The sequence below is a fragment of the Pseudomonas coronafaciens pv. oryzae str. 1_6 genome (assembly GCF_000156995.2).
GTDB lineage: Bacteria > Pseudomonadota > Gammaproteobacteria > Pseudomonadales > Pseudomonadaceae > Aquipseudomonas > Aquipseudomonas tremae.
Window position 1 is genome coordinate 1 of the sequence record NZ_CP046035.1, and the last position, 23,134, is coordinate 23,134.

The following is a 23,134-nucleotide window of genomic DNA, read 5'->3' on the forward strand; positions in this document are numbered from 1 at the left end:
ATGTCCCGACTCAATCCCCGGCAGCAGGAAGCCGTGAACTACGTCGGCGGCCCTCTTTTGGTGCTCGCCGGTGCCGGTTCCGGCAAGACCAGCGTGATCACCCGCAAAATTGCCCACCTGATCCAGAATTGCGGGATCCGGGCCCAGTACATCGTCGCCATGACCTTCACCAACAAGGCCGCGCGCGAAATGAAAGAGCGGGTCGGCACATTGCTCAGAGGCGGCGAAGGGCGTGGTCTGACGGTCTCGACCTTCCATAATCTGGGCCTCAACATCATCCGCAAGGAACACACGCGGTTGGGTTACAAGCCGGGCTTCTCGATCTTCGACGAGACCGACGTCAAGGCCCTGATGACCGACATCATGCAAAAAGAGTATTCCGGCGACGACGGTGTCGACGAAATCAAGAACATGATCGGCTCGTGGAAAAACGATCTGATCCTGCCCGCCGAGGCCCTGGAAAACGCTCGCAACCCCAAGGAACAGACTGCTGCCATCGTCTACACCCACTATCAGCGCACGCTCAAGGCGTACAACGCGGTGGACTTCGATGACCTGATCCTGATGCCGGTCAAACTCTTCCAGGAACACGCCGACATCCTGGAAAAATGGCAGAACAAAGTGCGTTATCTGCTGGTGGATGAATATCAGGACACCAACGCCAGTCAGTACCTGCTGGTGAAGTTGCTGATCGGCTCGCGCAACCAGTTCACCGTGGTGGGCGACGACGACCAGTCGATCTACGCCTGGCGCGGCGCGCGACCGGAAAACCTGATGCTGCTCAAGGATGACTACCCGTCGCTGAAAGTGGTCATGCTGGAGCAGAACTACCGCTCGACCAGCCGCATCCTGCGCTGCGCCAACGTGCTGATCTCCAACAACCCGCATGCGTTCGAAAAGCAGCTGTGGTCCGACATGGGCCACGGGGACGAGATCCGGGTCATCCGCTGCCGTAACGAAGACGCCGAGGCCGAGCGGGTGGCGATGGAAATCCTCACCCTGCACCTGCGCACCGACCGGCCCTACAGCGACTTTGTCATTCTGTACCGCGGTAACTATCAGGCCAAACTGATCGAGCTGAAACTGCAGCACCATCAGGTGCCGTATCGCCTGTCGGGCGGCAACAGCTTCTTTGGTCGTCAGGAAGTGAAAGACCTGATGGCCTACTTCCGGCTGCTGGTGAACCCGGATGACGACAATGCGTTTCTGCGTGTGATCAACGTTCCGCGTCGGGAAATCGGTTCGACCACGCTGGAAAAACTCGGCAACTACGCCACCGGACGCAAGGTATCGATGTACGCCGCCACCGATGAAATCGGCCTTGGCGAGCATCTGGACAGCCGTTTCACCGACCGCCTGCAACGCTTCAAGCGCTGGATGGATGGCGTACGCCAGCAATGCGCGCAGAACGACCCGATTGCTGCGCTGCGCAGCATGGTCATGGACATCGATTACGAGAACTGGCTGCGGCAGAACAGCTCCAGTGAGAAAGCTGCCGACTACCGGATGAGTAACGTCTGGTTTCTGATCGAGGCGCTTAAAAACACGCTGGAAAAAGACGAAGAAGGCGGCATGACCATCGAGGAGGCCATCGGCAAGCTGGTCTTGCGGGACATGCTCGAGCGTCAGCAGGAAGAGGAAGACGGTGCCGAGGGCGTGCAGATGATGACCCTGCACGCGTCCAAGGGGCTGGAATTTCCGTACGTGTTCATCATGGGCATGGAAGAAGAAATCCTCCCGCACCGCTCCAGCATCGAGGCCGACACCATCGAGGAAGAACGCCGCCTGGCGTACGTGGGCATCACCCGCGCGCGGCAGACCCTGGCGTTTACCTTCGCCGCCAAGCGCAAGCAGTACGGGGAAATCATCGACTGCTCGCCAAGCCGTTTTCTGGATGAGCTGCCGCCGGACGATCTGGCCTGGGAAGGCACCGATGACACGCCAGTGGAAGTCAAAGCGGTGCGCGGCAACACAGCGCTGGCCGATATTCGCGCGATGCTGAAACGCTAGCCGACACAAAATTGATCATTTATTGCGCAATGGCGCAGCCAAGGAATTGAAGTGGAAGCACTGCACAAGAAGATTCGCGAAGAAGGCATCGTACTGTCCGAACAGGTGTTGAAAGTCGATGCGTTTCTCAATCACCAGATTGATCCTGCGCTGATGAAGCAAATCGGCGACGAGTTCGCCCGGCTGTTCGCGGATGCGGGCGTGACCAAGATTGTCACCATCGAAGCGTCCGGCATTGCACCGGCCGTGATGGCGGGCCTGAATATGGGCGTGCCGGTGATTTTCGCCCGCAAGCATCAGTCCCTGACCCTGACTGAAAACCTGCTGTCGGCTACCGTGTATTCCTTCACCAAACAGGTGGAAAGCACTGTCGCCATCTCGCCGCGGCATCTGAACAGCACAGACAACGTGCTGATCATCGATGACTTCCTGGCCAACGGCAAAGCGTCGCAGGCACTGATCTCGATCATCAAGCAGGCTGGCGCCACTGTCGCCGGCCTGGGCATCGTAATTGAGAAGTCCTTCCAGGGCGGCCGCGCCGAGCTGGATGCACAGGGCTATCGCGTTGAATCGCTGGCACGGGTCGAATCGCTGGCCGGCGGGGTGGTGACGTTCAAGTAAGGCCACAATGATGGACACGCCTCCGAGCTTCTGCCTGTGGGGCGTGGGAGCGAACTTGTTCGCGAAAGGGCCGGTATGATCGCCGAAACATGCGTTGTCTGAAATACCGTCTTTGCGGACAAGTCCGCTCCCGCAAAGGCCCCGTTTTTCGCGCTCTTCAAGACCTGTGTATAACGCTGAACGCGGAGCTTGGGCGCGGTAGCGTTTTCCAGGCACCTCTCGTTCCTCATGCTCCAGCGTGGGAATGCCGGTCGTGACGCTCTGCGTCGCAGGCTCTAAATACCGAGTGCGCGCAAACGCCGATACAGGGTGCGTTCGCTCAATCCCAGCTCTTGGGCCAGCTCACTGCGTGAGCCTTTGAACACCCGCAGCGCGTGGGCAAGCTTCTCCAGGCCATCATCCTGCCGGCGATAAGAAACGCCGCTCGGCTCGCCATGCCCGCGCACTTCAGCGGGTAGATCCTGCACGCGAATGATGCCGTCATCGGTGAACAGCCTGGCGCGTTCAAGGATGTTGCGCAGCTCGCGGATGTTGCCGGGGTAGCTGTAGAAGCTCAGCAGTTTCATGGCCTCGTTATCGACACGTGGCGCAGCACCTGGCGCGATGCGTTGCAGCAGGCTGTCGATCAGCAGCGGCAGGTCCTCGCTGCGCTCACGCAGGGCGGGCAAACGAATCGGAAAGGCGCTGATTCGGTAGAACAGGTCTTGACGAAAGCTGCCTTCGGCGACCATGTCCTTGAGCGGCTTGTGGGTCGCCACAACCAGCCGGAAATCGGAATGCACGGTTCTCAGGCTGCCTACCGGACGGAAACTCCCCGACTCGATCAGCCTCAGCAGTTTGACCTGCATGGCCAGCGGCACCTCGCCAATCTCGTCGAGAAACAGCGTACCGCCATGAGCGGCCTCGGCCAGGCCGGTCTTGCGTTGCAATGCTCCGGTAAATGCACCCTTTTCATAACCGAAAAGCTCGCTCTCCAGCAGGCTTTCAGTCAGCCCGGTGCAGTCCACGACCACCAGTGGCCCGGCAGACCTCGAGCTGCTGGCATGCAGCGCACGTGCAAACAGCTCTTTGCCGGTCCCGGATTCGCCTTGCAGCAGCACCGGTATCTGCGCTGGCGCGGCGCGCTGCAAGGCGCTCAACACCTCCTTGAATGCAGCCGAACGCCCCACCAGCCCATGTTGCTGAGGCTGGACCGACGCCACCGCCACTGAACTCAATCGCTCGACGTAAGCGATCACTTCGCCCTGATCGTCCAGAATCGGCCGCAGTTCTACGTCGACATGCTCCGGGCCGCGCGGCGTGTGGTGAATATGCAGCAGGCGCTCAGGCAACCTGGTTTCATGGGCCTTGCGCATCGGACAATGCTCACCGGCCTGATCGCAGGGCACGGCAAACTGGTGGGATACCCGATAACATTTCTCGCCAACGTGCGGCGTGCCCTCGACGCCAAACTGGCGCTGGTAGGCGGTATTGGCGGCGATGATGTTGTAGTCGGTGTCCAGCACGATGGTCGGACGCAGATCATGCTCGAGGTACGACACCAGCGACTGCATGCGGCTGCCGGTAAAATCGGTGGCGATGACTGACATGATTGCTCCTGAAGACGGGTGGCCCGCTGGTCAACGGGCTGCCAGTTTATGCCATTTACTGCCAGCAAGCTGCCAGAAAGTGGCAGTCAGGCATGATCGGCTGTCAACCGGGCGAGGCGTAGAACAGACCTGCCCCTTGCAATGACTAAGCGCCAGGTGCGTCAGCGTGGTTGGCATGGTAATTGAGACTGCAATGCAACGACTGCCAACCGTCCAGCTCCAAACAGCTTCGGGGCGATTACAGCCATGGGAATTGCACATGATCATTGGTGAAAAGCTTCACGTTGAAGCGTTGTTCGACAGCGAGACCGGGACCATCAGTTATCTGGTGATGGACCTGGAGAGCAAGCAGTGCGCGCTGATCGACAGCGTGCTCGATTACGACCCCAAGTCCGGTCGCACCCGGACTGAGTCCGCCGACCGGATGATTGACCGCGTACGGGCCTTGCAGGCCTCGGTGCAATGGATTTTCGAAACGCATGTACATGCGGATCATCTGTCGGCAGCGCCTTATCTGAAACAGAACCTTGGCGGCAAGATCGTGATAGGCAGCCACATCACTGTCGTGCAGAAGACTTTCGGTGCGTTGTTCAACGCATCGTCGGATTTCGCGCGCAATGGCAGCCAGTTCGATGTACTTCTGGATGATGACGCTGCATTCGCCATCGGCACGCTGCAGGTAAAAGCCATGCACACGCCCGGACACACGCCGGCCTGTATGAGCTACTTGGTGCAGGTCGGCGAACAGACCGTCGCGTTTGTCGGCGATACGCTGTTCATGCCCGATTACGGCACCGCCCGCTGCGACTTCCCGGGCGCCGATGCACGCACCTTGTACCGTTCGATTCGCAAGCTGCTGGCCCTGCCACCGCAAACCCTTCTGTTCATGTGTCACGACTACCTGCCCAACGGCCGGGCGCTGAAATACATGACTACCGTCGCTGAGCAGCGCGCGAGCAATATTCATGTGCATGACGGCGTCGATGAAGACACATTCGTCAGCATGCGCGAAGCCCGCGATGTGACGCTGGAGATGCCGGTGCTGATGCTGCCTTCGGTGCAAGTCAACATGCGTTGCGGGCACTTTCCGGAGCCCGAAGACAACGGCGTCGTTTATCTGAAGATCCCGCTCAATGCGCTATGAGCCCTGCCTGCCATTGGAAACTCTGCAATGAATGCCTCGAATACTACCTGTCAGATCCTGATCGTCGGCGCGGGTGCTGCCGGCATAGCCACGGCCACAAGCCTGCTCGCCCGCGATGCCTCGCTGCAGATCACGCTTGTTGATCCTGCCGACACTCACTACTACCAGCCTGGCTGGACGATGGTCGGTGCAGGCATCTTTGAAGCGCAATCGACGGCGCGCAGTATGGTTTCACTGATCCCCAAGGGCGTGCAGTGGATCAAGGCCGCAGTGGCAAGCTTCGAACCGCAGGCCAACGCCCTGACACTGGAAGACGGCAGCACGATCGGCTATCAGCAACTGGTGGTCTGCCCCGGGCTGAAGCTGGACTGGGCAGCCATCGACGGGTTGGTCGAAACCCTGGGTGCCAACGGCGTGACGTCCAATTACCGTTTTGACCTGGCGCCTTACACCTGGAAACTGGTGCAGGAACTCAAGCAGGGCCGCGCTTTGTTCACCCAACCGCCGATGCCGATAAAGTGCGCCGGTGCGCCGCAAAAGGCCATGTACCTGTCCTGCGATCACTGGCTGAAAGCCGGGCATCTCGCGCAGATCGATACGCAGTTCTATAACGCCGGTGGCGTGCTGTTCGGTGTCGCAGATTACGTTCCGGCGCTGATGAGCTATGTGGATCGTTACGCCATCGACCTCAAGTTCAGCCACCGGCTGGCGGCTGTCGACGGGCCGGGGAAACGCGCCACGTTCATTCGCAGCCAGCCCGACGGCAGCAGTGAAACCGTCGAGCAAAGTTTTGACATGCTGCATGTCGTGCCTCCGCAGACTGCCCCCGATTTCATTCGCAACAGCCCGCTCGCCGACGCGGCCGGCTGGGTAGATGTGGACCCTGCCACGCTTCGGCATCGGCAGTTTGCCAACATTCACGGGTTGGGCGACGCCACTAATACCAGCAACGCCAAGACCGCTGCTGCCGCCCGCAAACAGGCACCGGTAGTGGCCAATAATGTACTGGTTGCGTTGGGTCGGCTGAGCGGTTCGGCTGCTTATGACGGCTATGGCTCCTGCCCGCTGACTGTCGAAAAAGGCAAAATCGTGCTGGCCGAGTTCACCTATGGCGGCAAGGTGGCGCCCAGCTTTCCGGGCTGGTTGCTGGATGGGCGCAAACCGACCCGACTGGCGTGGTGGTTGAAAGAGCGCGTGCTGCCCGCGCTGTACTGGAACGCCATGCTCAAGGGCCGTGAATGGCTGGCAAAACCCAAGAAGGCTGACGCTCCGCATGGTTGAGCATCAGTTATTGGGCGCAGGTCTGGGCGCAATCATCGGGGTGGTGCTGGCACTGACCGGGGCAGGCGGCGGCATTCTCGCGGTGCCGTTGCTGGTGTTCGGGCTTGGGCTGACGATTGTCGAAGCAGCGCCGGTCGGTCTGCTGGCGGTGGGTCTGGCTGCCGGGGTCGGCGCTGTGCTGGGGTTGCGCCAGGGCATCGTGCGCTATCGCGCGGCAGGGTACATCGCAGGTATCGGCGTGCTGATGTCTCCCATCGGCCTCTGGCTTGCCCACCGTCTGCCCGCCGCGCCGCTGGCGCTGATATTTTCGACAGTGTTGCTGTATGCCTGCGGGCGCATGTTCATGCGGGCCAGCCGTGAACTGCGTGACGGCCAGGCTGCGCCGCGAGCAGAAATACTGCCCTGCGTTCTCAACCCGCTGCAAGGACGACTGCGCTGGACGATGCCGTGCCTGCGTGCCTTGACGCTGACCGGTATGGGCTCGGGGTTGCTGTCCGGGCTGCTCGGCGTGGGCGGCGGCTTTGTGATAATTCCGGCGCTGACCCGCTATAGCGATCTGGACATGAAGAGCGTCGTGGCGACCTCACTGGCGGTGATCGCTCTGGTTTCTGCAGGCAGTGTCATCATCGCTTCGCTCAGCGGGGTCATGCACTGGGCGGTAGGCGCGCCCTTCGCGCTCGGCGCGGTTGCCGGCCTGGTCGGTGGCAGACAAATCTCTCGCTACCTTGCTGGCCCGCGTTTACAGCAGTTGTTTGCTGTATGCGGGCTCGTTGCTGCGGTTATGTTGGTGCTTACGGTGGTGTAGTTGGCGTTGGCTCTTCTATGAGTCTCGTACCCGCACATCAACATCGGACGCAGAGCATCCAGAACTGCGTCCCCCACGCTGTAGCGTGGGGACGAGCATCAGCCCGTCAGCCCGGTTGTATTCTGCAGCCCAGCCAGCAGCAGCCGCTGGTACAGCTCTTCGCGCAGGCCCTGCGGGTTGTCCAGTTGCATGCGCTGCAGATGCTGCTGGAAGGCTTCCGGCTCTGGAGCATCGAGGGTGGCTTTGCCCAGTTCGAGAATTTCTGTGAGCTTGAGTTTGCTTTTCAGCCAGTTCAGCGCCCGCAGCAAATCGCGCTCTTCAGGCGTGAAATCACAGCCCAACGGGTACTCGGTGAACAACGACGGGTAATGCGCTGAAGTTTCTCGCAGGCGTTCTGGTGTGTTCTGAGTAAAGCGCGGGTCGAGGTGGAAATCCTTGGGCAGCTTGCCAGCCTTTTGGGCCTGCTCGATCAAGCCAGGCTGAAACCTTGAGTCGGTGATATTCAGAATGCGTTCGATGACTGTGGCGTCGGTCTGGCCGCGCAGGTCGGCAATGCCGTATTCGGTCACGACGATATCGCGCAGGTGCCGGGGGATCGTTGTGTGGCCATATTGCCAGACGATATTTGAGCTGACCTCGCCGCCTGACTCGCGCCAACTGCGCAGCATTAGAATCGAACGAGCGCCTTCCAGTGCATGAGCCTGGGCGACGAAGTTGTATTGCCCGCCAACACCGCTGAGCACCCTGCCGTCTTCCAGCTGGTCGGCCACTGCTGCGCCCATCAGCGTGACGGTGAATGCGCTGTTGATGAAGCGTGCATCGCGGCGTTGCAGGCGCTTGAGGTCTTCTTGACCATAAAGCTCGTTGATGTAGCTGATGGCAGTCATGTTGAATTGTGCCAGGCGTTCGGCAGGCAGCTCGCGCAGGCGTTGGTAAAAACTCGACGGCCCGAGAAAGAACCCGCCGTGCACGATTACGCCTTCAGGGTGCGCGTCTTCGTCGAGGGTGCCCATGTTGGCCAACCGCTGTAGCTCTGCATCGGCATACACCTTGCGCCGCACAATGCCTGCATCGGCCAGCACCAACAGCCCGTTGACGAACATCTCGCTACAGCCATAAAGACCGCTGGCGAAAGGCTGGGTACCGCCCTCCCGGTCGATCAGGGTCTGCCAGTTGCTCATGTTCAGCTCGGCCAGCAGGCTACGCCAGGTTTCGTTGTCGGCCTGCCTCGCCAGCAATGCGCCGGTCAGCGCATCGCCCATCGAGCCGATGCCTATCTGCAGCGTACCGCCGTCGCGCACCAATGTGCTGGTGTGCAGGCCGATCAGATGATCTTGATAGCCGACCGGCATGTTGGGCGTCGAAAACAGCGTGCTGCGCTCGTCTTCGTTCAACAGCAGGTCGAAGGCTTCGACGTCCAGCTCCGAGTCGCCCGGCATGTACGGCAGGTCAGCGTGGACCTGGCCGAGCATCAGAATGGTTTCTCCGGCAGCTCGACGCTTGGCGATCATGGGCAGCAGATCGAGGGTCACGTCCGGGTTGCAGCTCAGGCTCAGCGTGGTCGGACGCTGATCATCGCGCGCTACCAGCTGCGCAATCAGGTTCAGCCCGTTGGCGTTGATGTCGCGGGCGGCGTGGCTGTAATTGCTGCTGACGTAGTCCTGCTGGGCCGGCGCACTGTCGAGCAGGCTGCCTGGCTGCATGAAGAACTGCTGGACGCGAATATTGGCGGGCAGTTTGTCGCGGCGCAGGGCGGAGAGGTATTCAAGCTCCGGATAGTCTCCGAATGTCCGTTCCAGAAACGGCTCCAGAAACCGCGCCTGCAAGCCCTCGCCCGGCGTGGGTCGACCAAGCGTCAGGGCGGTGTAGATCGTCAACCTTCGCTCGGGCAGCTGACTGATACGTTGGTACAGGGCGTTGACGAACCGATTGGGCTTGCCCAGCCCCAACGGCATGCCGAGATGAATATGCTCGGGTAACTGCGCCAGAACGTGATCGACGGCTTGCTCGATGGAACAGGAATACGGCATCCCGGCTCTCCTGAATTGTTATTGGATGCAGGTTGGACCGGTGACGAAGTGAAAGTGTTGCATGGCCACCGTGCTGATGCTCCAGAGTGTGACGCGGAGCGTCACGAAATGCATTCCCACGCGCGTGAAGAACGAGAGGCCTTCGCCATGCCGCGCGATTACGGTCAGGTGAGGGACCGGAATCATAGGGTTATTTCAGTCCGGACATGCTCTGGATGGTGCTTTTGAGTTCTTCGTCAGTGCAATCGCCGCAGGTGCCTTTCGGGGGCATGATGCTCAGGCCTTTGATGGTGCTGGCCAGCAGGCCATCCAGGCCGCCTGCTTTTTTCGCCCGCTCTTCCCAGGCTGGCGTGTCACCGATCTTCGGCGCGTTGAGCAGGCCGACGCTGTGGCAGGCTACGCAATGCGCAGCAATGATGTCGTCAGGGGATCGGGCATTGTCGGCGGCCTGAGTGTTCAGCGCCAAAATCGTCAACGTGCCCGCTATGGCCAGGTTCTTCAGGGTCGTCTTCACGCTGCACTCATCGGCATAAGGCGGTCAGAAATTAGCAGGCGTTGCAGCGCTGATCAGTCGCGCCGCAACATCGAACGGGTTGCGAAAGCGGTGCGGTCGAGTGCTTTCGAAGTAATAACTGTCGCCTGCCTCGAGCACGTAAGTGTCGTGTCCGACAACCAGCTCAAGCCGTCCTTCAACGAGAATTCCGGTTTCTTCGCCTTCGTGAACGAGCATTTCTTCGCCGGTATCGGCGCCCGGCGGGTAGGTTTCGGTCAGGAACGCGATGGCGCGGCCCTGATGCGACTTGCCGACCAGCTTCATAGTGACGGCACCGTCCGAGATATCAATCAGCTCGCTGGCCTTGTAGACCACCTGGGCTGCGTTCTCCGGCACGGTTTCTTCCGAGAAGAATTCGACCATGGACATCGGGATGCCGCCCAGCACCTTGCGCAGTGAGCTGATCGAAGGGCTTACGCTGTTTTTCTCGATCATGGAAATGGTGCTGTTGGTCACGCCTGCGCGCTTGGCGAGTTCTCGTTGGGACAGGCCCTTGAGCTTGCGGATCGATTGCAGCCGTTCACCCACGTCCAATGCGGCATTCCCCCGGTTTTTGTCAGGTCAGGTCGTTATGAACGCCATCATGGCAACAGCGTTCAATATTTACAACACTTCGACAGAAACCGAAACGTAAAGGACTGGCGCCGAGACGCAGGGATCAGTTTTCGGAATAGATACGCGGAACACGACGCAGATTGCAGAAGATCTGGTATGGAATCGTCTCAGCCTGCGCTGCAACTTCGCTGGCGAGCACGCCCTTGCCCCACAGCTCGACCCGACTGCCGAGCCTGGCCTGTGGCAACCCGGTCAGGTCCACGCAGAGCATGTCCATGGACACTCGGCCAATCAGTCTGGAGCGCTGGCCGTCGACATGCACAGGCGTGCCGGACGGCGCGTGGCGCGGATAACCGTCGGCATATCCCATGGCCGCCACGCCGACCCGCAATGGGCGGTCGCTGACGAAGGTCGCGCCATAACCCACGGCCTCGCCAGCAGGCACTTCGCGCACGCTGATTATTTTCGATTCCAGGGTCATGACCGGTTGCAGCCGGTCTGCCAGTGGCTGCGACTGGCCAAACGGCGTAGCGCCGTAAAGCATGATGCCGGTACGCGACCAGTCGCTGCGGATCTTCGGCCAGCCCAACACGGCAGGCGAGTTTTTCAGGCTGGTTTCTGCCGCCAGCCCCTGGCAGGTGGCTTCGAACACTGCGTACTGTTCGGCGCTCGACGGGCTGTCCAGTTCGTCTGCACAGGCGAAGTGAGTCATCAGGACGACTTTCGCCACTTTGCCGCTGGCCAGCAGACGCTGGTGGGCCGCGCGATATTCCGAAGGGTACAGCCCGACGCGGTGCATGCCGGTGTCGAGCTTGAGCCAGACGGTTAACGGCTTGTCGAGGCGAGCCTTTTCAATGGCCTCCAGTTGCCAAATCGTATGCACAACCGTCCATAAGTCATGCTCGACAATCAGCGCCAGCTCATCCGCTTCAAAGAAGCCTTCGAGCAGCAGGATGGGCGCGCGAAGGCCGGCTGCGCGCAGCTCCAGCGCCTCTTCGATGCAGGCAACTGCGAAACCGTCGGCTTGTGCCTCCAGTGCCTGGGCGACACGCACTGCGCCGTGGCCATAAGCATCGGCTTTGATGACCGCAAGGGCCTTGCCGCCGCTGCTTTCTCGAGCCAGTTGGTAGTTGTGGCGCAGTGCCTGAAGATCAATAAGGGCGCGGGCTGGACGCATGGTGACGGTAGTTGCCTGAAGAGAGTAATCGAAGAAGAAAGCCCGGCGTTGTGGAGGCTGCGCCGGACCGTTGCGAAGCGTTATGGCAGTGCTGCGACAACCGACAGTTCGACGAGGATTTCCGGCTCGCACAACTTGGCTTCGACCGTTGCACGGGCGGGAGCGAAGCCCTTGGGCAACCACTTGTCCCACACACTGTTCATGCCGGCGAAGTGCGCGTCGATGTCCTTCAGGTAAATCGTGACCGCCAGAATACGCGTCTTGTCGGTGCCAGCCAGGTCGAGCAGACGCTCGATGCTGTTCAGGACCTCCCGGGTCTGTTGCTCGACACCTGCGGTCATGTCATCGCCCACCTGGCCTGACAGATAGACGGTGCCATTGTGGACGACGACCTGACTCATGCGCTCATTGGTGAGCTGGCGCTGGATTGACATGCTGTGCATTCTCCTGGGTGTGGCCGTAACGAGAGATATCAAGCCCTTGGGCACTGATCTGAGGTGTCTTGCGGGCGATGATATCTGCCAGCAAACGACCGGAACCACACGCCATCGTCCAGCCCAGCGTTCCGTGGCCTGTGTTGAGGAACAGGTTGCGGAACGGTGTTGCACCCACGATCGGCGTCCCGTCGGGTGTGGTCGGACGCAGCCCGGTCCAGAAGCTCGCTTGGCTCAGGTCGCCGCCCTGAGGATAGAGGTCACCGACGATCATCTCCAGCGTTTCGCGACGACGAGGGTTGAGCGAGAGGTCGAACCCGGCGATTTCGGCCATGCCACCGACCCGGATTCGGTTATCGAAACGGGTGATAGCGACCTTGTAGGTTTCATCGAGAATGGTCGATTTCGGCGCCATCTCGGGGCGGGTGATCGGCACCGTCAGCGAATACCCCTTGAGCGGGTAGACCGGGGCCTTGATGCCCAGCGGCTTGAGCAACTGTGGCGAGTAACTGCCCAGCGCCAGCACATAACGGTCTGCGGTTTCCAGCACGCCATCGACCCACACGCCGTTGATGCTGTCGCCTGCGTGGTCAAGGCGCTCGATGTTCTGGCCGTAACGGAACTCGACGCCCAGTGCCACCGCCATCTCCGCCAGCCGCGTGGTGAACAGCTGGCAGTCACCGGTCTGGTCGTTGGGCAAGCGCAATGCGCCGCTCAGTATGCCGGTCACCCCGGCCAGTGCCGGTTCGACACGGGCAATGCCCTCGCGGTCCAGCAGCTCATAAGGAACACCGGACTGCTCGAGCACCGAGATGTCCTTGGCGGCATTGTCCAGTTGCGCCTGAGTACGGAACAGCTGGGTAGTGCCCAGGCGACGACCCTCGTAGGCAATCCCGGTTTCGATGCGCAGCTCGTCCAGGCAATCGCGGCTGTATTCGGAGAGGCGCACCATGCGCTCCTTGTTGACGGCATACCGGCTTGCCGTGCAGTTGCGCAGCATCTGGGCCATCCACAGGTATTGATCGATGTCGGTGGTGGCTTTGATCGCCAGTGGCGCATGGCGCTCCAGCAACCACTTGATGGCCTTGAGCGGCACACCTGGCGCAGCCCAGGGCGAGGCATAGCCCGGAGAGACCTGGCCGGCATTGGCAAAACTGGTCTCCATGCCGGCAGCGGGCTGGCGGTCGATCACGGTCACCTGGAAACCGGCACGCGCCAGATAATAAGCACTGGTGGTACCGATGACGCCACTACCAAGGACCAGAACGCGCATGTCGACGACCTCATCGCGGATATCCGCTGATATTTTTAAGGTTAAAGCCAGAATGTGCGCAGTATATTGAGCTACGGGCAGTGTTTCTCACTGTATAACCGTTTATATTCAGCTTTTATTCACGGCATTAAACGCTTTGGTAGAGGGGAACTTGCCCGTGCGTACTCAACATCAGTCAAATCGCGAACTGGACAAGATTGATCGCAATATCCTGCGCATTCTTCAGGCAGATGCACGTATCTCGTTTACCGAGCTGGGCGAAAGGGTCGGCCTTTCGACCACGCCCTGTACCGAGCGCGTTCGTCGGCTGGAGCGCGAGGGCATCATCATGGGTTACAACGCCCGCCTGAACCCGCAAAGCCTCAAGGCCAGCCTGCTGGTCTTCGTGGAAATAAGCCTGGATTACAAGTCTGGCGACACCTTCGAAGAATTTCGCCGCGCCGTGCTGAAGCTGCCGCACGTGCTGGAGTGTCACCTGGTGTCCGGCGACTTCGACTATCTGGTCAAGGCGCGTATTTCCGAGATGGCGTCGTATCGCAAACTGCTGGGCGACATCCTGCTCAAGCTGCCGCATGTGCGCGAGTCCAAGAGCTACATCGTGATGGAGGAAGTGAAAGAAAGCCTGAACCTGCCTGTTCCCGAGTGATTCTGGCGCTTACACCAGCACCTGGCGGGTCGACGCCATGTACGCGTGTATCTGCTTTTCGACCTGCGGGTGGATGAGCTCCACCGGGCGGCGGTTGTTCGGGCACGGCAGGCTTGCAGTGGTGCCAAACAGGCGGCAGATCAGCGGGCGTTCGTCATACACCGTGCAGCCTTGCGGGCCCAGGTGGACACAGTTCAGCTCATCGAGCGCGGCTTCCTGCTCGGCGGCAGTCTTGCGCGGCAGGCGCGACATTTCTTCGGGCGACGTCGTGACCGGCCCGCAGCAATCGTGACAGCCGGGCACGCACTCGAACGAGGGAATCTGACGTCGCAGATCGCTGACTTTTTGGCGGTTGCAGCTCATTGAATCGATCATCCACACACAATGCAGGGAGTTTGCCTCAGTTGGCAGGCTCATGACAGCGGCTTATCCTCCCCTGCATACAAACATCGCCAACAGGAAGAATCCATGAACGCTCGCGTTCAGCATCCGAACCGTGACGCCCCTCATGTTGCCTCCTACTATGCTGCCAGCAGCCATCCGCAACCGGATCATGCTGTGCTTCAAGGCGAGCTGAAGGTGGACGTGTGTGTCGTGGGCGGTGGATTTTCCGGGCTCAACACTGCCATCGAACTGACCGAGCGCGGCTTGAGCGTGGCGCTGCTGGAAGCGCGCAAGATTGGTTGGGGGGCCAGCGGGCGTAACGGCGGGCAGTTGATTCGCGGCGTCGGCCATGACGTCGGGCAGTTCGCCAATGTCATCGGCAGTGACGGCGTGCGCCAGCTCAAGCTGCTGGGTATCGAGGCCGTCGAGATCGTACGCCAGCGTGTCGAGTGTTACGGCATCGACTGCGACCTGAAATGGGGTTATTGCGATCTGGCCAACAAACCGCGTGATCTGGACAGCCTGGCCGAGGACGCAGATGAACTGCGCAGCCTCGGTTATCGCCATGCTTTGCAGCTGCTGCAACCTGATCAGATGCGCAGCGTGGTGGGTTCCGATCGATACGTCGGCGGGCTGATCGACATGGGCTCCGGGCATCTGCATCCGTTGAACCTTGCGTTGGGCGAAGCGGCGGTCGCACAAGCGCTGGGCGTGCAGGTGTTCGAGCACTCTGCTGTGACTCGCATCGACTATGGCTCGCAGGTCAAGGTGCACACGGCTCAAGGGACGGTACTGGCGAAAACCCTGGTGCTCGGTTGCAACGCTTACCTCAATGACCTGAACCCGGAACTCAGCGGCAAGGTTTTGCCCGCAGGCAGTTACATCATTGCGACTGAGCCCTTGAGCGAGGCTCAGGCCAGTGCATTGCTGCCACAGGACATGGCCGTCTGCGATCAGCGCGTGACAGTGGACTACTATCGCCTGTCTGCCGACCGTCGCCTGTTGTTCGGAGGTGCCTGTCATTATTCAGGGCGTGATCCGCAGGATATCGCCGCTTATATGCGTCCCAAGATGCTGGAAGTATTCCCGCAGCTGAAAGGCGTGAAAATCGATTATCAATGGGGCGGCATGATCGGTATCGGCGCCAACCGCCTGCCGCAGATCGGTCGGCTCAAGTCCCATCCCAACGTGTTTTATGCCCAGGCCTATTCGGGGCACGGCGTGAACGCCACGCACCTTGCGGGCCGCTTGCTCGCCGAAGCCATCAGCGGGCAGCACAGTGATGGTTTCGAGCTGTTCGCCAAGGTGCCGCACATGACCTTTCCGGGCGGCAAGCATCTGCGTTCGCCCTTACTGGCGCTGGGCATGCTCTGGCACCGGCTGAAAGAATTGCGCTGAAGGCTCACGTCCTCCAGAACGGTTTCATGGCCTCGGCCCTGGCCTGCCGGGCATCGAGGCCGATGTCGCGCAACTCATCATCGGTCAGCTCCAGCAAGGCGCGGCGGGATGTCCAGCGATGCTGGTAGCGCGCCCAGCGGCTCATGCCCGCCAGCAGGTCGATCTTTTGCGGACGGACTGTCTTGATGGCTGCCGCCCGATAGTCATTCAGTTCCTGGCTGTGAAGCGTCAGACGCACATCGCTGAACCCGTTCATTTCGATTCACTCATCTTGGTTGGGCGTGGGTCTATGATGAAACGACGGGCAAAACCAATACAGATTCAAAATGCAGTTATATTTTCCATACAGACTGCTGATAAATAGCTCTGAATGCTATATTTCTGCCCCATCTGTACTGCTATTGGCGTTGTAAATAACAAGAGGCCGTCATGACGCTCTACGTCAACCTTGCCGAACTACTCGGCTCGCGCATCGAAAACGGTTTTTATCGCCCTGGTGACCGCCTGCCTTCGGTGCGTGCGCTAAGCCTCGAACACGGCGTCAGTCTGAGCACTGTGCAGCAGGCATATCGGTTACTGGAAGACAACGGCCTGGCGTCACCCAAACCCAAGTCCGGTTATTTTGTGTCGGTCAGCAAGCGCGCTCCTGCGCTTCCGGCAGTAGGCCGTCCGGTGCAGAGGCCTGTGGATATCTCCCAATGGGATCAGGTGCTGGAGCTGATCCGCGTGGCGCCGCGCGACGCCGTGACCCAACTGGGGCGCGGCATGCCTGATGTCACCAGCCCGACTCTGAAGCCGCTGATGCGCGCGTTCAGCCAATTGAGTCGTCATCAGGACATGCCGGGTCTGTATTACGACAACATCTATGGCGTGCCCAGGTTGCGCGAACAGATCGCCCGGCTGATGCTCGATTCAGGCTGCAATTTGAGCGCCAGTGACCTGATTATCACCACCGGTTGTCACGAAGCCCTCTCTGCCAGCGTTCGCGCAATCTGTGAGCCGGGTGACATCGTTGCCGTGGACTCGCCCAGCTTTTTCGGCGCCATGCAGACCCTCAAGGGCGTCGGCATGAAAGCCATGGAGATTCCGACCGACCCACTGACCGGCATCAGTCTGGAAGCGCTGGAGCTGGCGCTCGAGCAGTGGCCGATCAAGGTCATCCAGTTGACGCCAAACTGCAACAACCCGCTCGGCTACATCATGCCGGAAGACCGCAAGCGTGCCCTGCTCACCTTGGCGCAACGCTTCGATGTGGCGATCATCGAAGACGATGTGTATGGCGACCTTGCGTACAACTACCCTCGCCCGCGCACCATCAAGTCCTTCGATGAAGACGGTCGCGTGCTGCTCTGCAGTTCTTTTTCCAAGACGCTTGCGCCCGGCCTGAGGGTTGGCTGGGTGGCGCCGGGGCGTTACCTGGAGCAAGTGCTGCACATGAAATACATCGGCACCGGTTCCACTGCCCCTCAACCGCAACTGGCTATCGCAGACTTTCTCGAAGGCGGTCATTACACGCCGCACGTAAGACGTATGCGTACCCAGTACCAGCGCAGTCGAGATCAGATCATCGACTGGGTGATGAGCTATTTTCCCGAAGGCACACGCGTCAGTCGTCCGCAAGGCGGCTTCATGCTGTGGGTAGAGTTGGCCGAGGGCTTTGACACTCAACGCCTGAACCGTGTCTTGCTGGACAGAGGCGTGCAGGTCGCCGTGGGCAGTATTTTCTCGGCATCGGGCAAGTATCGAAACTGCCTGCGCATGAATTACGCGTCCAGACCCACACGGGAAATCGAGAACGCAGTGCGTATCGTGGGCGAGACAATCACGCAACTGAATGCGCAAACTGACTGACGCTGGCAAATCTTTCCCGGTTTTGTCGGTCTTATCCGCAAGTCGAGCCATGTACAGACACGGAAACCAATTTGAACCATTCATGGGCCTTGCCCTTTTGCCTGCTGGTTGCATTGTGCGTCAGCGGTTGCGCGCACCAGGAAATCGCCAGCGAGCCAAGCCAGGCCATGCCGCCTTCAGGGTCGGCTTTCGGGCGCTCCATTCAGGCCATGGCGATGCCGCACGACGGGCGCTCGGGTTTTCGTCTTCTGCCTGACAGCAGCGATGCCTTCAAGGCTCGCGCCGAACTGATCCGTAACGCCAAAAGCAGCCTTGATCTGCAGTACTACATCGTTCACGACGGCCTGAGTACGCGCGCGCTGATCGACGAGTTGCTCAAAGCAGCAGACCGTGGCGTTCGTGTGCGCATCCTGCTGGACGACACCACCAGCGACGGGGTAGACCAGGCTATCGCTACGCTCGCTGCCCATCCGAACATCGAGATTCGCCTGTTCAACCCGCAAAACCTGGGGCGCGAGACCGGGATCACTCGTAGCCTGGGTCGCTTGATGAACCTCTCGCGTCAGCACCGGCGCATGCACAACAAGCTGTGGCTGGCCGATAGCAGTGTGGCGATTGTCGGTGGACGTAACCTGGGCGATGAGTACTTCGATGCCGAACCGAACCTGAACTTCACTGACATCGACATGCTCAGCGTCGGGCCGGTTGCCGAGCAACTGGGGCACAGCTTCGATCAGTACTGGAACAGCACACTGAGCAAGCCTATCGCCGAGTTCATGTACTTTTTGCCTGACGGCGAGGACCTTGCCGAAGCCCGTCGCAAGCTTGAAGACTCACTTGAGCAGGCGCACCAGCAGCACAAGGCCCTTTATGATCGGTTGATGGCCTACAAGACTCAGCCACGCATGAAAACCTGGCTCAACGAACTGGTCTGGGCTTACAACCAGGCGCTGTGGGATGCGCCCACCAAAGTCCTGGCGCAGGGCGAACCCGACCCGCACCTGCTGCTGACCACGCAATTGGCTCCGGAACTGCTGAACACCCGCAAGGAGCTGATGCTGATCTCCGCCTACTTCGTGCCGGGGCAGGAAGGCTTGCTGTACCTGACGGGTCGTGCCGATGCTGGCGTCAAGGTCAGCTTGCTGACCAATTCGCTGGAAGCCACCGATGTGCCTGCCGTGCATGGTGGCTACGCACCTTATCGCAAGGCGCTGCTGGAACATGGTGTCAAACTTTTCGAATTGCGCCGCCAGCCGGGCGACACCGAAACCATGCGCAGCAGCGGGCCTCATCTATTCAAGAAAAGCCATTCGCTGGCCAGCTCCGAATCAAGCCTGCACAGCAAAGCGATGATCTTCGATCGGCAGAAAGTCTTTGTCGGCTCATTCAACTTCGACCCGCGTTCCGTGTTGTGGAACACCGAAGTCGGGGTTTTGGTCGACAGCCCGCAGTTGGCCGACCAACTGCGCGAGCTGACGTTGCAGGGTATGGCACCGTCGCTGACTTACGAGGCGATGCTGGAGGATGGCAAGGTGGTGTGGGTAACCGAAGACAATGGTCAGATCCACACCCTGCATACCGAGCCTGGCGATTTGTGGCGACGTTTCAACGCGTGGATGAGCCAGGCTATCGGTCTTGAAAGAATGCTTTAAGCGGGCGCAGCCAGTGCCCCGAAAGCACCGCGTCGCCTGATCAGAATCAACAGCCCCAGTGCGCCGGCCGCCATCAGCAGTGGCAAGGCTTCGCCGCTGACCCACTGGCCGCCCGCACCTGCGGCCAAGGGCCCGATCAGGCAGCCGATGCCCCAGAGCTGCGCAACATGGGCGTTGGCGCGCACCAGCGCATTGTCGCGATAACGCTCGCCGATCAGGATCAGTGAAAGGGTGAGCAACCCGCCTGCGCTGGCACCGAATACAGCCCACAACGGCCAGATCAGAACTGTATCGATCAACAGCGGCACCATCAGGCTGGACGCCAGCAACAGTATCGCGCAGCCGGTGAACATCGGGCGCCGCGAGATGCGGTCGGCGAGCATGCCGATCGGCAGTTGCAGCAAGGCATCGCCGACTACCACGACACTGACCATGATCAGCGCGATCTCCGGGGTAAAGCCGTGGCGTATGCAGTAAAGCGGCAACAGCGTCAGGATCAGCGCTTCGAACGCCGCAAACAACGCCACGGCCCATGCAATGGCAGGCATGCCGCGACAGAAGCCAAGCAGGTCGGTGAAGGTGACATTGCAGGATTCGGTCAAAGGCGCGCCGGTGCGACCCAGAAGCAGAAACGGCGAGCCGACCAGCAACACCACGCCGATCCAGAAGCCATAGTCGGCGTGGGTGCCAATTACGCCCAGCAACAACGGGCCGGCCAGCTGGCTCAGTGCGTAGGTGCTGCCATACAGCGCGACCAGTCGCCCGCGCAGGCGTTCGATCACCAACTGGTTGATCCAGCTTTCGCCCAGCACGAAGACGATGGTCAGAATGACCCCGAGTGTCAGACGCAGGACCAGCCATATCCAGTAGTACGGCAACAGTGCCAGCGCCCCGACTGATACGGCCCCGCCCCACAGGCACAGGCGCATCAGATTAGCTGTACCGAAGCGCGCCGCGAGGCGGCTTGCCAGCGCAGCACCGACCAGCACGCCTACCGCAGGCATTCCCGCCATGATACCGATGGCAAACGATCCATAGCCCCAGCCTGCCAGACGCAACGAAACCAGCGGCATGCTGACGCCCATTGCCAGACCGACGCCCAGTACAGACGCCAACACGGCAAAATATGTCCCCCAACGCATCTTCAAGCTCCTGCAAACCCTTATTGCGCGTTCAACATCGGACGCAGAGCGTCCAGAACGGCTTGCCCACGCTGGAGCGTGGGCACGATAGTATTCTCCCACTCATCGCTACTCACGCTCCAGCCCGGCAATACCAGGCGGAGCGTGAAGCCTGGGATTACAACTTGATCCAGGTGGATTTCAGCTCGGTGTACTTGTCAAACGCGTGCAGCGACTTGTCGCGACCGTTGCCTGACTGTTTGAAGCCGCCAAACGGTGCTGTCATGTCGCCGCCGTCGTATTGGTTCACCCATACGCTGCCTGCACGCAATGCCTTGGCGGTCAGGTGCGCCTTCGAGATATTTGCGGTCCATACCGCGGCGGCCAGGCCGTACTGCGTATCGTTGGCGATCTGGATGGCTTCTTCGGCGCTGTCGAAGGTCAGTACCGACAGTACCGGCCCGAAGATTTCTTCCTGAGCGATTCTCATCGCGTTGTTAACCCCGTCGAATATCGTCGGCTCCACGTAAGTGCCGCCGGTTTCCTGCAGAATCCGTTTGCCACCTGCGACCAGTTTGGCGCCATCAGCGTGGCCAGCCTCAATGTAGGACAGTACGGTATTCATCTGCTGTGTATCGACCAGCGCACCGACATTGGTGGCCGGGTCCAGCGGGTTGCCAGGCTTCCAGGTGCCCAGCGCTGCTATGACCATCGGCAGGAAGCGGTCCTTGATGGAGCGCTCGACCAGCAGGCGTGAACCTGCGGTGCATACCTCGCCCTGATTGAAAGCAATCGCACTGGCAGCGGAGTCGGCGGCTGCCTGCAAATCCGGTGCGTCGGCAAACACAATGTTCGGACTTTTGCCGCCAGCTTCGAGCCAGACGCGCTTCATGTTCGATTCGCCCGCGTAGATCATCAGCTGCTTGGCGATTTTGGTCGAGCCGGTAAACACCACGGTGTCGACGTCCATATGCAGCGCCAGTGCTTTGCCGACAGTATGGCCATAGCCCGGCAACACATTGAGCACGCCTGCAGGAATACCGGCCTCGATGGCCAGTTGCGCGATGCGAATGGCAGTCAGCGGAGATTTTTCCGAGGGCTTGAGAACAACCGAATTACCGGTGGACAGCGCAGGGCCGAGCTTCCAGCAGGCCATCATCAACGGGAAATTCCACGGCACGATGGCAGCAACCACGCCGACCGGCTCGCGGGTCACCAGGCCCAATTGGTCATGAGGTGTGGCGGCCACTTCGTCATACAGCTTGTCGATGGCCTCGCCGCTCCAGCTCAAGGCTCTGGCGCCGCCGGGTATGTCGACACCGAGCGAATCGCTGATGGGTTTGCCCATGTCCAGTGTTTCAAGCAGGGCCAGCTCTTCGGCATTCTGCTCAAGCAGCCCTGCGAAACGGATCATGACGGCTTTGCGTCTGGCTGGTGCCAGGCGTGACCAGACGCCTGATTCAAAAGCGCTGCGAGCGCTATCTACAGCACGCTGGGCATCGTCAGCGTCGCAGCTGGCAACCTTGGCGAGCAACCGGCCATCAACCGGGCTGATGCAATCGAAAGCTTCGCCGGAGGCAGCAGCGGTGTACTCGCCTTGAATGAAGGCGCGGCCTTCGATCTTCAGATTCTGGGCGCGTTGCTCCCAGTCGGCGCGGGTCAGGGTGGTCATTTGCATGTCCTCCTCTTGCGGAATATGGGTGTGTCATGCTTGATTTCAGACACAATTCGAATGTTTCAGGGCAGCCGATACCCTAAACCAGCGGCCAGTCAAAACCAATATATTTGACAGAGGTAGCGGTTGAGGTGCCTTTTCGTTGATTTTATTAAACAGGCCGGATGGGGGCAGCAAGGCACTTATGCCTGATTCCCTCGTCAAACCGTCAACGTATTCAGCTCAAGGGGTCATCATGAGTATCGCAAGTATCGTCGACTTCAGCGAAGCCAGCACCGCAGCCGAACACTACCGCCCGGCGCCGGAAAAGGTCTTCAAGGGCGACCCTGCACAGACAATTTATAACCACTACAACAGCCCGTGCGGGCAGATGAGCGCGGGTGTCTGGAATGGCGAACCAGGTCAATGGCAGGTGAATTACACCGAACATGAGTACTGCGAAATCGTTCAGGGCGTGTCGGTACTTCGGGACGAGGAAGGTAACGCCAAAACATTGCGTGCGGGCGACCGCTTCGTGATCCCGGCGGGTTTCAAGGGGACGTGGGAGGTGCTGGAAACATGTCGCAAGATTTATGTGGTGTTCGAGGCGACTGAACATACATAGATAACGCATCGCTTGGGGCGTTATGGGTGATTCTGAGTGCGTCCACTGAAGGACGCTCACTCAAAAAAGGATTTTGAAAATGACAAACGAAGTTGTCACCCAAGCGCTTCAATACCTTGTCGGAAGCCGCTACGTGCCTACCGTCAAAGCCTACATCAGCGAAATTACCGGTTTTGAGAAGGTTGTCGGTCCCGGCGACGTCATCACTCTGGATATCAACCCAATGCGTCTGCAGGTAAAAGTCGACACGGCTGGTCTGGTGTCCGGTTTCATTTTCGGCTGATTCAAAAGCCGTTCTCTTTATCGTACTGGTACAAGGCTTTCACGTTTA

Annotated in this window: 22 protein-coding genes; 11 read left to right on the forward strand and 11 right to left on the reverse strand. The window is 59.9% G+C overall.

The features are described from left to right. A complete protein-coding gene (gene rep, locus POR16_RS00005) occupies positions 1–2,010 on the forward strand; it encodes a DNA helicase Rep (protein ID WP_005894598.1) in 2,010 nt (669 codons plus the stop codon). Between the two features lie 51 nt (positions 2,011–2,061). Next, positions 2,062–2,631 (forward strand): xanthine phosphoribosyltransferase, encoded by a 570-nt coding sequence (locus tag POR16_RS00010; protein WP_024671123.1) that lies wholly within the window; start codon positions 2,062–2,064, stop codon positions 2,629–2,631. 275 nt (positions 2,632–2,906) lie between these two features. Here the strand turns inward: POR16_RS00010 and POR16_RS00020 are convergent, their stop codons facing one another. After that, positions 2,907–4,220, reverse strand: coding sequence for a sigma-54 interaction domain-containing protein (locus POR16_RS00020; RefSeq protein WP_024671444.1), 1,314 nt, complete (start codon positions 4,218–4,220; stop codon positions 2,907–2,909). Between the two features lie 259 nt (positions 4,221–4,479). On the opposite strand from POR16_RS00020, the gene POR16_RS00025 reads away from it, so the two are divergent. Genes POR16_RS00025 through POR16_RS00035 form a run of 3 tightly spaced genes read left to right on the forward strand, consistent with a single transcriptional unit; the run spans position 4,480 to position 7,450 of the window. Continuing rightward, on the forward strand, positions 4,480–5,364 hold the full coding sequence (locus POR16_RS00025) for an MBL fold metallo-hydrolase (protein ID WP_005894592.1): 885 nt from the start codon (positions 4,480–4,482) through the stop codon (positions 5,362–5,364). Positions 5,365–5,391: 27 nt separating this feature from the next. After that, on the forward strand, positions 5,392–6,645 hold the full coding sequence (locus tag POR16_RS00030; RefSeq protein WP_005894591.1) for an NAD(P)/FAD-dependent oxidoreductase: 1,254 nt from the start codon (positions 5,392–5,394) through the stop codon (positions 6,643–6,645). After that, positions 6,638–7,450, forward strand: a complete 813-nt coding sequence (locus tag POR16_RS00035) for a sulfite exporter TauE/SafE family protein (protein WP_024671442.1) — start codon at positions 6,638–6,640, stop codon at positions 7,448–7,450. Before POR16_RS00030 ends, POR16_RS00035 begins: the two co-directional genes overlap by 8 nt. Before the next feature lie 98 nt (positions 7,451–7,548). On the opposite strand, the gene POR16_RS00040 is transcribed toward POR16_RS00035, so the two are convergent. From POR16_RS00040 to dadA, 6 genes are all read right to left on the reverse strand, one after another. After that, a complete protein-coding gene (locus tag POR16_RS00040; protein ID WP_005887660.1) occupies positions 7,549–9,480 on the reverse strand; it encodes an acetyl-CoA hydrolase/transferase C-terminal domain-containing protein in 1,932 nt (643 codons plus the stop codon). A 190-nt stretch (positions 9,481–9,670) separates the two neighbouring features. After that, entirely contained in the window at positions 9,671–9,994 is a 324-nt protein-coding gene (locus tag POR16_RS00045; protein WP_005887662.1) for a c-type cytochrome, read from the reverse strand. A gap of 24 nt (positions 9,995–10,018) precedes the next feature. Continuing rightward, entirely contained in the window at positions 10,019–10,567 is a 549-nt protein-coding gene (locus tag POR16_RS00050) for a cupin domain-containing protein (protein WP_005887663.1), read from the reverse strand. A 124-nt stretch (positions 10,568–10,691) separates the two neighbouring features. After that, positions 10,692–11,765 (reverse strand): alanine racemase, encoded by a 1,074-nt coding sequence (gene alr / locus POR16_RS00055; protein ID WP_005887665.1) that lies wholly within the window; start codon positions 11,763–11,765, stop codon positions 10,692–10,694. A gap of 80 nt (positions 11,766–11,845) precedes the next feature. Further along, on the reverse strand, positions 11,846–12,199 hold the full coding sequence (locus POR16_RS00060) for a RidA family protein (protein ID WP_005887667.1): 354 nt from the start codon (positions 12,197–12,199) through the stop codon (positions 11,846–11,848). Further along, a complete protein-coding gene (gene dadA / locus POR16_RS00065) occupies positions 12,171–13,472 on the reverse strand; it encodes a D-amino acid dehydrogenase (protein WP_005887669.1) in 1,302 nt (433 codons plus the stop codon). Before dadA ends, POR16_RS00060 begins: the two co-directional genes overlap by 29 nt. A gap of 157 nt (positions 13,473–13,629) precedes the next feature. Between dadA and POR16_RS00070 the strand changes: the two genes are divergently transcribed. Continuing rightward, complete coding sequence (locus tag POR16_RS00070) at positions 13,630–14,118, forward strand: Lrp/AsnC ligand binding domain-containing protein (protein ID WP_005887671.1); 489 nt, start codon at positions 13,630–13,632, stop codon at positions 14,116–14,118. A 9-nt stretch (positions 14,119–14,127) separates the two neighbouring features. On the opposite strand, the gene POR16_RS00075 is transcribed toward POR16_RS00070, so the two are convergent. Further along, positions 14,128–14,481 carry a YkgJ family cysteine cluster protein gene (locus tag POR16_RS00075; RefSeq protein WP_005887673.1) on the reverse strand — a complete coding sequence of 118 codons (354 nt, stop codon included), beginning with the start codon at positions 14,479–14,481 and terminating at the stop codon, positions 14,128–14,130. A 105-nt stretch (positions 14,482–14,586) separates the two neighbouring features. Between POR16_RS00075 and POR16_RS00080 the strand changes: the two genes are divergently transcribed. After that, positions 14,587–15,900 carry an NAD(P)/FAD-dependent oxidoreductase gene (locus POR16_RS00080; RefSeq protein ID WP_005887675.1) on the forward strand — a complete coding sequence of 438 codons (1,314 nt, stop codon included), beginning with the start codon at positions 14,587–14,589 and terminating at the stop codon, positions 15,898–15,900. Between the two features lie 4 nt (positions 15,901–15,904). Here POR16_RS00080 and POR16_RS00085 read toward each other — a convergent pair whose 3' ends face one another. Continuing rightward, positions 15,905–16,156: a DUF1127 domain-containing protein gene (locus POR16_RS00085; protein WP_005887677.1), complete on the reverse strand. Its 252-nt coding sequence runs from the start codon at positions 16,154–16,156 to the stop codon at positions 15,905–15,907. 173 nt (positions 16,157–16,329) lie between these two features. On the opposite strand from POR16_RS00085, the gene POR16_RS00090 reads away from it, so the two are divergent. Together POR16_RS00090 and POR16_RS00095 are read left to right on the forward strand one after the other, a co-directional pair. Next, entirely contained in the window at positions 16,330–17,751 is a 1,422-nt protein-coding gene (locus POR16_RS00090) for an aminotransferase-like domain-containing protein (RefSeq protein WP_005887678.1), read from the forward strand. A gap of 71 nt (positions 17,752–17,822) precedes the next feature. Continuing rightward, positions 17,823–19,403 (forward strand): phospholipase D family protein, encoded by a 1,581-nt coding sequence (locus tag POR16_RS00095; protein ID WP_005887680.1) that lies wholly within the window; start codon positions 17,823–17,825, stop codon positions 19,401–19,403. Here POR16_RS00095 and POR16_RS00100 read toward each other — a convergent pair. Together POR16_RS00100 and POR16_RS00110 are read right to left on the reverse strand one after the other, a co-directional pair. Then, entirely contained in the window at positions 19,400–20,545 is a 1,146-nt protein-coding gene (locus tag POR16_RS00100) for an MFS transporter (RefSeq protein ID WP_005887682.1), read from the reverse strand. The genes POR16_RS00095 and POR16_RS00100 overlap by 4 nt on opposite strands. 157 nt (positions 20,546–20,702) lie before the next feature. Beyond that, positions 20,703–22,196 carry an aldehyde dehydrogenase gene (locus POR16_RS00110; protein WP_005887684.1) on the reverse strand — a complete coding sequence of 498 codons (1,494 nt, stop codon included), beginning with the start codon at positions 22,194–22,196 and terminating at the stop codon, positions 20,703–20,705. Between the two features lie 238 nt (positions 22,197–22,434). Between POR16_RS00110 and POR16_RS00115 the strand changes: the two genes are divergently transcribed. Both POR16_RS00115 and POR16_RS00120 read left to right on the forward strand, forming a co-directional pair. Next, entirely contained in the window at positions 22,435–22,803 is a 369-nt protein-coding gene (locus POR16_RS00115) for a cupin domain-containing protein (RefSeq protein WP_005887686.1), read from the forward strand. 79 nt (positions 22,804–22,882) lie between these two features. After that, positions 22,883–23,086: an I78 family peptidase inhibitor gene (locus POR16_RS00120; RefSeq protein ID WP_005887688.1), complete on the forward strand. Its 204-nt coding sequence runs from the start codon at positions 22,883–22,885 to the stop codon at positions 23,084–23,086. Positions 23,087–23,134: the final 48 nt, after the last annotated feature.

Excerpts from the sequence above, each read along its gene's own strand:
- POR16_RS00040 (WP_005887660.1), bottom strand. The coding sequence starts at position 9,480 with ATGCCGTATTCCTGTTCCATCGAGCAAGCCGTCGATCACGTTCTGGCG.
- POR16_RS00090 (WP_005887678.1), top strand. The coding sequence starts at position 16,330 with ATGACGCTCTACGTCAACCTTGCCGAACTACTCGGCTCGCGCATCGAA.
- POR16_RS00080 (WP_005887675.1), top strand. The coding sequence starts at position 14,587 with ATGAACGCTCGCGTTCAGCATCCGAACCGTGACGCCCCTCATGTTGCC.
- POR16_RS00115 (WP_005887686.1), top strand. The coding sequence starts at position 22,435 with ATGAGTATCGCAAGTATCGTCGACTTCAGCGAAGCCAGCACCGCAGCC.
- POR16_RS00110 (WP_005887684.1), bottom strand. The coding sequence starts at position 22,196 with ATGACCACCCTGACCCGCGCCGACTGGGAGCAACGCGCCCAGAATCTG.
- POR16_RS00035 (WP_024671442.1), top strand. The coding sequence starts at position 6,638 with ATGGTTGAGCATCAGTTATTGGGCGCAGGTCTGGGCGCAATCATCGGG.
- POR16_RS00060 (WP_005887667.1), bottom strand. The coding sequence starts at position 12,199 with ATGTCAATCCAGCGCCAGCTCACCAATGAGCGCATGAGTCAGGTCGTC.
- POR16_RS00085 (WP_005887677.1), bottom strand. The coding sequence starts at position 16,156 with ATGAACGGGTTCAGCGATGTGCGTCTGACGCTTCACAGCCAGGAACTG.
- POR16_RS00100 (WP_005887682.1), bottom strand. The coding sequence starts at position 20,545 with ATGCGTTGGGGGACATATTTTGCCGTGTTGGCGTCTGTACTGGGCGTC.
- rep (WP_005894598.1), top strand. The coding sequence starts at position 1 with ATGTCCCGACTCAATCCCCGGCAGCAGGAAGCCGTGAACTACGTCGGC.
- POR16_RS00020 (WP_024671444.1), bottom strand. The coding sequence starts at position 4,220 with ATGTCAGTCATCGCCACCGATTTTACCGGCAGCCGCATGCAGTCGCTG.
- POR16_RS00025 (WP_005894592.1), top strand. The coding sequence starts at position 4,480 with ATGATCATTGGTGAAAAGCTTCACGTTGAAGCGTTGTTCGACAGCGAG.
- alr (WP_005887665.1), bottom strand. The coding sequence starts at position 11,765 with ATGCGTCCAGCCCGCGCCCTTATTGATCTTCAGGCACTGCGCCACAAC.
- POR16_RS00120 (WP_005887688.1), top strand. The coding sequence starts at position 22,883 with ATGACAAACGAAGTTGTCACCCAAGCGCTTCAATACCTTGTCGGAAGC.
- POR16_RS00075 (WP_005887673.1), bottom strand. The coding sequence starts at position 14,481 with ATGAGCTGCAACCGCCAAAAAGTCAGCGATCTGCGACGTCAGATTCCC.
- dadA (WP_005887669.1), bottom strand. The coding sequence starts at position 13,472 with ATGCGCGTTCTGGTCCTTGGTAGTGGCGTCATCGGTACCACCAGTGCT.
- POR16_RS00030 (WP_005894591.1), top strand. The coding sequence starts at position 5,392 with ATGAATGCCTCGAATACTACCTGTCAGATCCTGATCGTCGGCGCGGGT.